The organism is Corallococcus sp. AB018, assembly GCF_003986945.1.
GTDB classification, from domain to species: Bacteria; Myxococcota; Myxococcia; order Myxococcales; family Myxococcaceae; genus Corallococcus; species Corallococcus exiguus.
In genome coordinates this window covers 14,752-28,102 of record NZ_RAWR01000143.1, presented here as the reverse complement: position 1 = coordinate 28,102, position 13,351 = coordinate 14,752, and the positions used below count along the sequence as shown (strand labels likewise).

Genomic DNA, 13,351 nt, shown 5'->3' with positions numbered 1-13,351 from the left:
GGGTGTCGGACATGGGAGGTGGGCCCTTTTATATCCCACGCTCCTGCCCGTCCCGAGAGCGGACGGCCCGGCGGGCGACAGGGCTTACCGGAAGACCGGCACCCGCGCGCGAAAGACGTTAGAAGACGGGGTTCTTCCCCCTGGTGGAACCCTCCGTGAACGCCCACGAAACCGCCCTCCTCGAAGACCTCAACCCGCCCCAGGCGGAAGCCGTGCTCCACGGCGACGGCCCCCTGCTCGTGCTGTCGGGCGCCGGCAGCGGCAAGACGCGCGTCATCACCCGCCGTGTGGCCCACCTGGTGAAGGTCCACCGCGTCTTCCCGTGGCGCATCCTGGCCGTCACCTTCACCAACAAGGCCGCGCGCGAGATGCGCGATCGCCTCACCCAGCTCCTGGGCGCGCAGGCCAACGACCTGGTGGTGAGCACGTTCCACTCTTCCGCTGCCATGATCCTGCGCCGCGAAGCGGAGGCCGCGGGCCTCACGCGGTCCTTCGTCATCTACGACGACGGCGACCAGCTCAGCCTGGTGAAGCGCGCCATGCGCGACGCGGGCGTGGAGCCGGTGATGCAGCCGCGCGAAATCCTGCACCGCATCGACCAGGAGAAGAACGCCGCGCGGCTGCCGGAGGACATGCGCGTGGAGCAGGAGGACGTGCGCGGGCAGATCGTCAAGCGCGTGTACGCGGGCTACCAGAAGCTCTTGCGCGCGGCGAACGCGGTGGACTTCGGGGACCTGCTGCTCCTGCTCGTGAAGCTCTTCCGCGACCGGCCGGACGTGCTGGAGCGCTACCGCACGCGCTTCACGCACGTGCTGGTGGACGAGTTCCAGGACACCAACCCCGTGCAGTACGCGTTCCTGCGGCAGCTGGCCCCGCCTCCGTCCGCGAACCTGGTGGTGGTGGGCGACGACGACCAGTCCATCTACCGCTGGCGCGGCGCGGACGTGGACAACATCCTCCAGTTCCCCATGCAGTACCCGGGCGCGAAGGTGGTGAAGCTGGAGCAGAACTACCGCTCCGATCAGAACATCCTCACCGCCGCGCACGAGGTCATCTCCAAGAACCCGCGCCGCATGCAGAAGAAGCTCTGGAGCGAGCGGCCCAAGGGGGAGAACCTGGAGTTGCTGCTGCACCGCGACGAGCGCGCGGAGGCGCAGGAGGTGGCCCGGCGCATCCTGGCCGTCCAGCGCGAGGGCTTCATCAAGTTCTCCAGCATGGCCGTGTTCTACCGGACCAACGCGCAGAGCCGCGTGCTGGAAGAGGCGCTGCGGCTGGGGCGCGTGCCGTACCAGCTGGTGAGCGGACGCAGCTTCTACGACCGCGCGGAGGTGCGTGACGCCTCCGCGTACCTGCGGCTGATGGTGAACCCGCGCTCGGACGCGGACCTGTTGCGCGTGCTCAACGTGCCGGCGCGCGGCATCGGTGACACCACCGAGGAGCGGCTGACCGACTTCGCGAACGAGCAGGGCCTGAGCCTCTACGAGGCCCTGGGCGAGCGCCACCGCATCCCTTCGCTCAACGCCACCGCGCAGAAGCGGCTGGGCGGCTTCCACCAGCTGCTCCAGTCGCTGCACGCCTTCTCCCTCACGGCGAAGGACGCGGCGGGCGCGGTGGACCAGATGCTGAAGGAGTCGAAGCTGGTGGAGACGCTGGTCGCGGAAGGCAGCGATGAGGCGCTCACCCGGGCGGAGAACCTGAAGGAACTGCTGGGCGCGGCGCAGGAGTTCGACCTGAAGCGCGCGTCCGACATGGTGGCCTCCGCCGCCGCGCTCGAGGCGCGCGAGGAGGAGGCTCCGGAGGGCGTGGACTCCGCGCCGCTCACCGCGGACATCCCGCCCCTGCAATCCTTCCTGGAGCAGATCAGCCTGGTGGGTGAGGCGGACGCGGAGGTGAGCGAGGGCCGCGTGGCGCTGATGACGCTGCACGCGGCCAAGGGCCTGGAGTTCGACGCCGTGTTCCTCACCGGCATGGAGGAGGGCGTCTTCCCGCACTCGCGCGCGCTCAAGAGCGACGACCCGGACGGCGGCGAGGAGATGGCCGAGGAGCGACGGCTTTGCTACGTGGGCTTCACCCGCGCGCGCAAGCGGCTCTTCGTGAGCCTGGCGCAGTGCCGCTCCCTCTTTGGTGAGCTCAAGTACAACCCTCCCAGCCGCTTCCTCGCGGACGTGCCGCAGGCGTTGTTCGGCTTCAAGGAGAACGACCTGCCGCCCCCGCCGCGCGCCGCCGCCATGCCGCAGCGCCGCCGCAACTGGGACGACGATGAGACGGGCCCGCGCGTGGACCGCAGCTATTCGCAGGCGTCGTCCGACATGGACGGCGTGGGCGGAGACGTGCGCGGCATGCGCGTGCGTCACGAACAGTTCGGCTCCGGGCGAATCGTCGCCGCGGAAGGGTCCGGACCCAACGCCAAGGTCACCGTGGAGTTCGGCGGAACCGTGGGCCTCAAGCGCGTCATCGCGCGCTTCCTCATCCCCGGCTGAGCGCCGGGCGGATCCGGTGTCCACAGCGGTTTCCAGTATTCATGTGACACCGGGCCCGGTCGGCCGGTGTACGGATTGACTTCCTGACGCTTCCCCAGTGGGATGACCTCCAACGAACGGAGGCGCTTCCCCCCATGGCGCTACGTCAACGACGGTGGACTTCCGCGCTGCTCGCGGGCTCCTTGAGTTTCCTGACTGCCTGCGAAGGCCAGATTTCTGACGCGGCGAATCCGCGCAATCCTGGCCCTGACGGGACGAACAAGCCTCCCCCTGCTGGCGTGGAGCAGGCGGCGCGCACCGTGCGCGTCGCTCGGCTGACGCATGCGCAGTGGGTGAGCAGCGTGAAGGACCTGCTCAAGCTAGACGCGGCGCCCACGGCGCTGGCGCAGTCGTTCCGCGCGGATCCGTCCCAGAGCGGCTTCCTCTTCGACAACGACGCCCGCGCGCTGTCGGTGGACGAGGCGCTGTGGGGTGCCTACCAGCGCGCGGCGGCGGACCTGGCCGGGCAGGTGGCCACGGACGCGACGAAGCTGGGCAAGCTGCTGCCGGCGGGGAGCACCACGGACGAGGCTCGCGCGAAGGCGTTCGTGGAGTCCTTCGGCCTGCGCGCCCTGCGCCGCCCGCTGACCGCGGACGAGGTGGAGACGTACCTGAAGCTGTACCGCCAGGGCCCTCAGGCGTACCCGACGATGGCCGCGTTCCAGGGCGGCCTGCGGCTGGTGCTGGAGGGCTTCCTCCAGTCGCCCCTGTTCCTCTACCGCGTGGAGCGCAGCACGCAGGCGACGGCCGGCAAGGTGCCGCTGGACGCGTTCGAGGTGGCGTCCCGCTTGAGCTATGCGCTCTGGAACTCGATGCCGGACGACGCGCTGTTCGCCGCCGCTCGCGAGGGCATGCTTTCGAAGCGCGAGGGCGTGGCCTCCGAAGCGCGCCGGATGATTACGGACGCCCGGGCGCGCGGCGTGGTGGACGCCTACCACCAGGCCGTCTTCGACGTGCCCCGCTACGCGAGCATCCGGCCCAACGCGACGCGCTTCCCCAACGTCACCACGAAGCTGGCGGAGTCCGCGGCGAAGGAGAACACGCTCTTCGTCGAGGACGTCGTCTTCGGGCGCAAGGGGCGCTTCGCGGACCTGCTCACGTCTCGCGACACCTTCGTCAACGCCGAGCTGGCGCGCATCTACGGCCTCACCGGGACGTTCACCGCGGACTTCGTGCCGGTGACGCTGGACGGGGCGCAGCGCCGGGGCGTGCTCACGCAGGTGGGTTTCCTCGCGTCGCATGCGACGTCCATCGACCCGGACCCCATCCACCGCGGCGTGTTCCTGTCGGAGCACCTGCTGTGCCAGAAGATTGGCGCGCCGCCGGCCAACATCCCCGCGCTGCCCGCGCCCAACGGCCGCACCAACCGTGAGGTGGTGACGTCGCACACGGAGGCGCCCGGCACGGTGTGCGCGTCCTGCCACGCGACGCTGATCAACCCGCTGGGCTTCCCCTTCGAGAACTTCGACGCCGTGGGCGGCTACCGCACGACGGACAACGGGCTCCCGGTGGACGCCTCGTCGACGCCGGGCATCGGCGGACAGAAGGTGTCGGTGAAGGACGCGCTGGACCTGGCGGACGCGCTCGCGACCACGCAGGCGGTGCATGAGTGCTACGCGCGCCACTGGGTGGAGTTCCTGAGCGGACGCCCCGCGGTGGCGGAGGACGATGCGCTGGTGGCGCGGCTGGGCAAGCTGTCGCAGTCCGGTCAGCTGCCCATCGTGGACCTGGTCGTCGAGGTCGTGACGGGCGTGGGCTTCGTGACTCGCCACCCGGAGGAGCTGCCGTGAAACTGAGCCGACGACGCGTGTTGCAGGGCCTGGGTGGCGTCATGCTGGGGCTGCCGGTGCTGGAGGGGCTGTTGCCCCGCAAGGCCCAGGCGGCGGAGGCGGACGCGCTGCCCTTCGCCATCTTCCTGCGCCAGGCGGATGGCGTGGCCGCCGCGCAGAGCACCTCCGAGCTGGGCAACGAGCCGGAGCGCTTCTGGCCGGAGCCGCTGGGCAACCTCTCCACCACGACGCTCGCGGGCAAGTCGCTGGTGGAGCTGGCGGACCACCGCGCGCGCCTGCTGGTGGTGCGCAACGTCAACATGAAGGACTACAACTACGGGGACGGCCACGCCCGCGGCGCGCTGCAGTGCCTCACCGCGCGAGGCCCCGCCGTGGAGGGCGTGGGTGGTGACTCCGAGGCGTCCGGCGAGTCGCTGGACCACCGCATCGGCCGCGAGCTGAACCCGCAGAAGCGCGACTCGCTCTACCTCTACGCGGGGCAGGCCGGCGGGTGGCTGGGCGGCCCCTGCATCTCCCACCGGGGCAGCGCTTCACGCCGTGCCGCGCTGCATGACCCGTGGGTGGCCTACCAGACCATGGTGGGTGGCCCCGGGGGCCTCTCACCGGAAGCGCGCGAGCAGCTGCTGGTGCGCCAGAAGAGCCTCAACGACCTGGTGTCGGGCCAGCTGAAGGCGCTCCAGTCGCGGCCGGAGTTGAGCAGCACGGACAAGCAGCGCCTGGACCTGCACCTGTCCAACGTGCGCGACCTGGAGGTGGCGCTCAGCTGCCGCGCCCGCGCGGACGAGGAGCTGCGGCTCCAGCAGCAGGCTCCCGGCTACAACAGCACGGACGGCGACGAGGTGCTGGCCACGGTGCGGCTGCACATGGACATCGCGGTGCTGGCGGTGGCGTGCGGCACCACGCGCTCGGTGGCCATCCAGGTGGGCAACGGCAACGACAGCGCCACGCGCTACCGCGACCCCACGACGGGGCAGTTGATGGAGAACTTCCACTACATCTCCCATCGCCGCGCGTCGCACGACGCGTCGGGTGGCATCATCGCCGGGTCGGACGTGCTGCACTCGCGCGTGGACGCGCAGTTCGCCCAGACCTTCAACTACCTGTTGGACCAGCTGGCGGCGTACGCCCTGCCGAACGGCAAGAAGCTGGTCGACCAGGGCGTGTCCGTCTGGTTCAACGACCTGGGCAACGGGCCGGCGCACTCGGCGCGCCACATCCCGTTCATCCTGGCGGGCAGCTGCAACGGCTACCTCAAGCAGGGCGTGGCGGTGACGGCGGCGGGCGGCAACAGCAGCCCCAACCTCAACAAGATGCTCAACACCCTGGGCGCCGCGGTGGGCCTGAAGAACGCGGCTGGCGGGCCGCTGGACGACTTCGGCGACTCCACGCTGCCCAAGGGCCTGCTGACGGAGCTGCTGGCTTGAGCGGCCGTTGACCCGATTCGCCTCCGCCTTTCCTCCTTTGTTTTCGAACAGAGGAGGAAGGGATGTCCCCAGCAATCCGCAAGGCCTTCACCGCATCGCTCGCTTTCGTCTCCCTGCTGTCCGCCGGTCCGGCGGCGGCGCACGGCTCCATGGAAGTACCGCTGAGCCGCGTCTATGGATGTTTCAAGGAAGGGCCGGAGAGTCCCAGGTCCGCCGCGTGCAAGGCCGCCGTGCAGACCGGTGGGACGCAGGCGCTCTATGACTGGAACGGCGTCCGGCAGGGCGCCGCCAACGGGCGTCACCGCGAAATCATCCCCGACGGCAAGCTGTGCAGCGCCGCCAACGAGAGTCACAAGGGATTGGACCTGGCGCGTGCGGACTGGCCGTCCACGCTCATCACCCCGGACAGCGGCGGCCGCTTCGAGTTCGTCTTCCACGCCACCGCGGTGCACGCCACGGGCTACTTCCAGCTCTTCGTGACGAAGGAGGGCTACAACCCGGCGCTGCCGCTGAAGTGGTCGGACCTGGAGTCGACGCCGTTCTGCAACGTCACCAACGTGTCCGCGGTGAACAACCGCTACCGGCTCAACTGCCCGTTCCCGGCGAGCCGGACGGGCTCGCACGTCATCTACGCCATCTGGCAGCGCGCGGACAGCCCGGAGGCCTTCTACGCCTGCACGGACGTGAAGTTCAGCAACACGCCGCCCCCGCCGGTGTCGTGGAAGGAGTTGGGCCAGGTGCAGGCGCGCGAGGACCTGCCCAAGTCGAGCAAGGTGACGTTCCGCCTCTTCGACAGCGCGGGACGCGACGCCGAGTCGTATCCGCTGACGCTCGACGCGGCCACGCCCGCGGCCACGTGGATGTACCGGCTGGCGCAGCAGGTGAACGCGGGCTCCAGCCGCGTGCAGGTGGGCGTGCTCCAGACGACTGGCGGCGTGACGCCGGTGCAGGACGCGCTGGGCAACCGCGTGTACGCGAAGGAGACGGGCTACTCGTTCCAGGTGGACATCGAGAAGCCCTCCACCGGTGGAGGCAACGACGGTGGCACGGATGGCGGCACCGGCGGATCCGCGCAGTACAAGTACCCGGCGGGCATCGACAGCTACGTGGCGGGCACGCGAGTGGAGGGCACGGACGGGCTCATCTACCGCTGCAAGCCCTTCCCGTACTCCGGCTGGTGCAAGGGCGTGGCGTCGTACTACGCGCCGGGCACCGGCATCGCCTGGCAGGACGCGTGGGAGCGCGCCAACTAGGTCAGGCGGAGTCACTCAGGATCATCCGTGAATTCGATGTAACCCCGTGTGTTTCCCGTGGCCGTTCCCTGGCATCAGGGTCCCCCCCCATTTCCTTGGGATGTGGACGCTGTATACTGGCGGACAATTACGCTGAACGTGGAACCCACGGGGGGTAAAGGTCTGAGTCAGTCCAGCCCCTCCGCCATGAGCGTGATCCTTCCGGCGGTAGCACGCCCCCATGGGTGCTGCCGGCGGGAGTTCCCCTGCATGCTGTGGAGTCAATTCCATGCCCAAGCCGTGGCCCCAGTGGCCTCTGCTCCTCGCCGGCCTCGTTTCGGCGAGTTCATCCCTCGCGGCTGAGAAACTCACCCCTGTTGCCCCCTCCACGCTGATGCAGCTCCAGGTCCGGGAGCCAGCGCGTGTGGCGCAGTCCCTGGCAAGCCTCAAGGCACAGAGCCTCCAGCTTGGCCTGAGCTCGCGGGACGACTTCCAGCTGTCCAGCTCCAGCACGGACGCCTTTGGCCAGACGCACGCGCGCTTCGAGCAGACGTATCAGGGCGTCCCCGTGTGGGGCGCCGTGGCCATCACCCACCAGGGACTGTCCGCGGGGGACATCCGCATCACCACCGAAGGCCTGCGCAAGGGCATCCGCCTGGGCGTGACGCCCGCGCTGGACGCGAAGTCCGCGGCGGCGAAGGCCACCCAGGAGCTGGCGCCCAAGGGCGAGCTCGCCGTCACGCCGAAGAGCGAGCTCATCGTCTATCCCCAGACGCGGCTCGTGAACCGCTACCCCGGCAAGCCGGTCGCGGAGCAGAACGCGGCGGACTTCGACACGCAGGTCGTCGCCTACCGGCTCGCGTACCACGTGCACACCGAGCTGGAGAACGCGAAGGACGGCGTCAAGCACACGGACTTCATCGTCGACGCGCAGACGGGCGACGTGCTGAAGCAGTGGAACTCGCTCCAGACGGCCGCCGCCAAGGGCCTCGGCCACTCGCAATACAGCGGTGACGTCCCGTTGGACGTCTTCCAGAACGCCCAGGGCCTCTTCGAGCTGCGCGACGTCACGCGCGCTGGCGGCGAGGGCATCCGGACCTACGACGTCAACCACGCCGCCGTGCAGAACGGCGTCGTTCCCACGCTGACCCTCTACACGGACGCCGACAACGTCTGGGGCGACGGGCAGAACTACATCGTCGGTGCCAACAACACCCTGAGCACCAACGGCCAGACGGCCGCCGTCGACGCGCACTTCGGCCTGCTGGCGACCTGGGACTTCTACAAGAAGATCCTCGGCCGCGACGGCATCGACGGCGTCGGCTCGCCCACCTACAACCGGGTGCACGCCAGCAACCTCTACAACAACGCCTTCTGGAGCGACGGCTGCTTCTGCATGAGCTACGGCGACGGCTCGTTCCCGGCCGCCGGCGGCTTCAAGTCCCTGGGCGTGCTCGACGTGACGGGCCACGAGATGTCCCACGGCGTCACCTCGCACACGGCCGGCCTCATCTACGACGGCGAGTCCGGCGGCCTCAACGAGTCCAGCTCCGACATCTTCGGCGCCCTGACGGAGTTCTGGGTGGCCAACGGCCGCGGCAGCTCCATTGGTGACACCGGCGGCAACTGGCTCATGGGCGAGCAGCTCAGCGCGTTCCCGCTGCGCATCATGTTCCGCCCGTCGCTGGACGGCGCGAGCGTGGACGCCTGGTTCCCGGGCCTTGGCAACATCGACGTGCACTACAGCAGCGGCCCGATGAACCGCGCCTTCTACTTCCTGTCCCAGGGCGTGCAGCCGCTGGCGATCAGCACCGACTTCTCCAGCACCTACCTGCCCGCGGGCATGAGGGGCATCGGCAACGACAAGGCGGCGGCCATCTGGTACCGCGCGCTCACCGTCTACCTGTTCCCGTCGTCCAACTACCTGTCGGCCCGCACCAGCAGCCTCCAGGCCGCGGCGGACCTCTTCGGCTCCCAGTCCAACGAGTACCGCGCGGTGCAGAACGCCTTCGCGGCCATCAACGTGGGCTACACCGCCGGTACGTACGACGACCGCACGGCCCCCACCGTCACCGCGAGCGTCTCTGGCAGCGCGCCTGACATCCAGCTGAAGGCGCAGGCCGACGACAACGTCGGCGTGGCCCGCGTGGAGTTCTACGTCGACGGCGCCCTGGCGGGGAACGTCTCCGCCCAGCCGTTCCAGCTCCTGCTGGACGCCACCTCGCTGACCAACGGCGCCCACGCGCTGGTGGCGGTCGCGTTCGACGCGGCCGGCAACTCCACCGCGTCCGCTCCGGCGAGCTTCACCGTCTCCAACAGCTTCGAACAGCTCCTGATCAACCCGGGCTTCGAACAGGACACCCTGGGCTGGACGGATGAGCCGTCGAACATCAACTTCCCGGTCGCCTCCGGCCCGCGCAACGGCCAGGGCTTCGCGTGGCTCAACGGCTATGGCACGACGCACGTCGACCGGCTGTGGCAGGACGTCACCATTCCCGCCGGCGTCACCAAGGCCGCGCTGACCTTCTTCCTCAACATCAGCACCGCCGAGACGACGACCACCGCCGTGCGCGACACGCTGACGCTGCAGGTGCGCGACACCTCCGGCACGGTGCTGGGGACGGTGGCGACGTGGTCCAACCTGGACGCGACGCTGGGCTATGCGCAGCAGAGCCTGGACCTGACGGCCTACGCGGGCCAGACGGTGCGCATCTTCTTGGAGGGCAGCGAGAACGCCTCGCTCGCCACCAACTTCCAGGCGGATGACTTCTCGCTGCGCGTCATCCGCGCGGCGGATGCCGAGGCGCCCCGGGTGAAGGCCAGCGTGGTCTTCTCCGGCACGCGCGTGGGCTACTTCGCGGACGTGTCCGACAACGGCTTCGTCAACGCGGTGGAGTTCCTCGTCGACGGCACGTCGCTGGGCAACTCGGTCAAGTCGTTCACCCGGGCCGTCAACCTCTCCACGCTGACGGCCGGTCCGCACACGCTCGTCGCCCGGGCCACGGACGCGGACGGCAACGTGGGGGACTCTCCCGCGGTGACGTTCTACGTGGACACCACCTCCACCCAGCGCGTGCTCAATCCCAGCTTCGAGACCACCGGGAGCTGGACGAGCGCGACGACGCAGTCGGGCTCGACGGGCATCCTGTCCAGCGCGTCCTTCGCGCACACGGGCAGCCGCATGTACGTCTTCTATACGAACGCGGGTCCGGCGCGGCACTCCGTCCGTCAGTCCGTGGCCATCCCGGCGACCGCGACCTCGGCCATCTTCAGCTTCTGGCTGCGCATGTACAACGGCGCGTTCTCCGACGGCCTGCCCCACCACACCATCAGCGCGAAGGTGCGGGATTCCGCCGGCACCGAGCTGGCGACGCTGAAGACGCTCTCCAACGTGGATGACACCGGCGGGGAGTACCGCCAGCACCGCTTCGACCTGACCGCGTACAAGGGCCAGACGGTGCAGTTGTTCTTCGACGCGGACCAGACGGCGGCCCCGCAGATCCCGGGTGGAGTCACCCAGTACTTCGTGGACGACGTCAACCTGGTCACCTCGACCCAGGCGGACATCCAGGCCCCCACGCTCGCCGTGGCGGTCGAAGGCAGCTACGGGACGGTGCAGCTCACGGCCACCGTGAGCGACGACGTCTGGACGTCCAGCCTCGCGTTCCAGGTGGATGACGCCCCGGTGAGCTCCTTCACGGACGTCCAGGGCATCTACGCGACCGCGTTCGACACGAAGACCCTGTCCAACGGCCCGCACACGTTCAAGGCGACGGCCACGGACAAGGCCGGCAACACGACGGAGCGCACGGTGACCTTCGAGGTGCGCAACTCCACCGTCCAGGACCAGGGCGCGCCGCACATCACCGCCAGCGTGGAGGGCCTGTTCGAGACCTACGCGATGCGGGCCGAGGCCACCGACGACACGGGCGTGGCGTACGTGGAGTTCTACGTGGACGGCGCCCTGAAGGGCCGGACCTCGTACGAGCCGTACACGCTGCCGCTGTTCCCGATTCCGCTGGCGCCGGGGGAGCACATCCTCGAGGCGGTGGCGTACGACGCCTACGGCAACTGGTCCAAGGCGAGCACCCCCTTCACGCTCCTGCCCGTCACGGTGGAGTTCGTGGTGGCGCAGTTCGTGGTGCCGGTGGGTAACTCCGTCGCGCTGCAGGCGAACGTGGCGAACGCGGTGAACACGGCGGTGAGCTGGTCCGTGGCGGAGGGCCGCGTCTGCGGCACCGTCGGCACGGACGGCGTCTACGCCGCGCCGGTGGCCCGTGGCCTGTGCCACGTGTCCGCGGCGAGCGTCGTGGTACCGACGGCGAAGGCCGTGGCGGCCATCCAGGTCTACACGGGCGACATCAATGGCGACAACGTCGTGGACGGAGAGGACATGGGCCTGCTCGCGCAGGACTACGGCACCAACGGCTCCGAGGAGACCAACCTCGACGGCGCCGGCTCTGTGAACGACAACGACATCACCCTCTTCGTCAGCCAGTTCGGACGGTAATCCCCCATGAAAACGTGGATGAAGCTCATTGTTCCGCTCCTGATTGGGGCGCTGGCGGCCTGCTCCGACCCCGACACGGGGCCGGTGACGGTGACTCCGAAGACCGTCACGGTGAAGGCCGGTGAGAAGTCGACCTTCAGCGCTTCGGTGAAGGACGCGAAGGACCCGCGCGTGCTCTGGTCGGTGGAGGGAGGCGACTCCCACGGCACCATCAGCAGCTCGGGCATCTACACCGCGCCGGCCGAGGCCGGCACGTACACCGTGGTGGCCACCAACGCGGTGGACACCTCGAAGAAGGACACGGCCACCGTCAAGGTGGAGGCAGTTCCGACTCCGACGGTCATCGTGAAGGTGACGCCGGAGGTGGCGACCATCGGGCAGGGGACCGTCGCGGACCTGACGGCGGAAGTCTCCGGTTCCTCCATCACGGCCGTGCAGTGGTCCGTGGAGGGTGGCGACGCGAACGGCACCGTCAGCAGCACGGGCCGGTACACGGCGCCGAACACGCCGGGCACGTTCACCGTGACGGCCACCAGCGTGGCGGACCCGACGAAGAAGGGCTCCGCCGCCATCACGGTGGAGCCGGTCGTCGTCGGGGAGGTGAAGGTGACGGTGAGCCCCTCGTCGGGCACCACCACCTGGGATGGCACGGTCCAGCTGACGGCCGAGGTCACCGGCACCAACAACCTGGCGGTGCAGTGGTCCGTGGAGGGTGGCGACGCGAACGGCTACGTCAGCACCACGGGCGTGTACCGCGCGCCGAAGAAGACGGGCACGTTCACCGTGACGGCCACCAGCGTGGCGGACCCGGCGAAGAAGGCCACGGCCACCATCCGGGTGGACCCCGTCGTCGTCGAGACGGTGGTGGTGAGTGTCACTCCGAAGACGGGCACGGTGGCGCAGGATGCCGCCTTCTCGCTGTCCGCGCAGGTCACCGGCACCAACAACGTCGCGGTGCAGTGGTCCGTGGTGGGCGGTGACGACAACGGCACCGTGAGCAGCACGGGCGTGTACCGGGCGCCGCGCCGCGCGGGCACGTTCACCGTGACGGCCACCAGCGTGGCGGACCCGGCGAAGTCCGACTCGGCCACCCTCACCGTGGGCGACATCGTCGTCCCGACGGTGGCGGTGACGGTCTCTCCGAAGACGGCCACCGTGGACCAGGGGACCTCCGTCAACCTCACGGCCGAAGTCACGGGCACCTCCGTCGTCGCGGTGACCTGGGCCGTGGAGGGTGGTTCGGCCAACGGCAACGTCACCAGCGCGGGCGTGTACACCGCGCCGAACAAGCCGGGCACGTTCACCGTGACGGCCACCAGCGTGGCGGATGCGTCGAAGAAGGACTCCGCCACCATCACCGTGCCCGTCGCCGGCACGGTGAAGTACGTGGACCCCACGGGTACGGGCTGGCGCCTGGTTCGCAACGCCACCCTGTCCTCGGGCAACACGCTGGTGCTGGACCTGGTGGGCCCCACGGGCCAGTCCGGCCGCGGCGCGGACCTGACGCTGGGGCTGGATGCGGCCACCGCGGCCTGGTCCACCGTGGACGGCACCGAGTACGTGGCCAACGCTGGCTACGACCTTGGCGCCGCGCCCCAGCTGCTCAAGTCGGGCGTGAAGGGCAGCACGCTGAGCGTGGGCGTGTACCAGAAGGGCGCTCCGGCGCACGCGTACAACGGCGCGCTGCTGTCCGTGGCGCTGACCGTGAAGGCCACCGCCGAGACGCCGGCCGGTACCTTGGTGCCGCTGACCGTCCTCAAGGCGCACGCGCTGCCGGCCTCCGGCTCGCTGCAGACCATCAACGTGGCGGTGGGCACCATCACCACCGCTCAGTAGTCCGGAGCCCGAAGCAGTGAGAGCGGCGGCCTTCCCCAGG

6 protein-coding genes are annotated in these 13,351 nt (G+C 69.5%); all 6 read left to right on the top strand.

Features of this window, described 5'->3' with window-relative positions:
• Positions 1-143: 143 nt before the first annotated feature.
• The 6 genes from D7Y11_RS27160 to D7Y11_RS27135 all read left to right on the top strand — a co-directional run bounded on the left by D7Y11_RS27160 (position 144) and on the right by D7Y11_RS27135 (position 13,311).
• On the top strand, positions 144-2,480 hold the full coding sequence (locus D7Y11_RS27160; RefSeq protein ID WP_121755978.1) for an ATP-dependent helicase: 2,337 nt from the start codon (positions 144-146) through the stop codon (positions 2,478-2,480).
• 134 nt (positions 2,481-2,614) lie between these two features.
• On the top strand, positions 2,615-4,309 hold the full coding sequence (locus D7Y11_RS27155) for a DUF1592 domain-containing protein (protein WP_169821006.1): 1,695 nt from the start codon (positions 2,615-2,617) through the stop codon (positions 4,307-4,309).
• Positions 4,306-5,733 carry a DUF1552 domain-containing protein gene (locus D7Y11_RS27150; protein WP_121755977.1) on the top strand — a complete coding sequence of 476 codons (1,428 nt, stop codon included), beginning with the start codon at positions 4,306-4,308 and terminating at the stop codon, positions 5,731-5,733. The genes D7Y11_RS27155 and D7Y11_RS27150 overlap by 4 nt, the downstream gene beginning before the upstream one ends.
• A 62-nt stretch (positions 5,734-5,795) precedes the next feature.
• Positions 5,796-6,986, top strand: coding sequence for a lytic polysaccharide monooxygenase (locus D7Y11_RS27145; protein ID WP_120578300.1), 1,191 nt, complete (start codon positions 5,796-5,798; stop codon positions 6,984-6,986).
• Positions 6,987-7,254: 268 nt separating this feature from the next.
• Positions 7,255-11,475, top strand: coding sequence for a M4 family metallopeptidase (locus D7Y11_RS27140; RefSeq protein WP_158642004.1), 4,221 nt, complete (start codon positions 7,255-7,257; stop codon positions 11,473-11,475).
• Between the two features lie 18 nt (positions 11,476-11,493).
• Positions 11,494-13,311, top strand: coding sequence for a hypothetical protein (locus D7Y11_RS27135; RefSeq protein ID WP_126935153.1), 1,818 nt, complete (start codon positions 11,494-11,496; stop codon positions 13,309-13,311).
• The last annotated feature ends 40 nt before the right edge of the window (positions 13,312-13,351 follow it).

Coding starts and splice junctions, on each gene's coding strand:
- D7Y11_RS27155 (WP_169821006.1), top strand. CDS start 2,615: ATGGCGCTACGTCAACGACGGTGGACTTCCGCGCTGCTCGCGGGCTCC.
- D7Y11_RS27145 (WP_120578300.1), top strand. CDS start 5,796: ATGTCCCCAGCAATCCGCAAGGCCTTCACCGCATCGCTCGCTTTCGTC.
- D7Y11_RS27140 (WP_158642004.1), top strand. CDS start 7,255: ATGCCCAAGCCGTGGCCCCAGTGGCCTCTGCTCCTCGCCGGCCTCGTT.
- D7Y11_RS27135 (WP_126935153.1), top strand. CDS start 11,494: ATGAAGCTCATTGTTCCGCTCCTGATTGGGGCGCTGGCGGCCTGCTCC.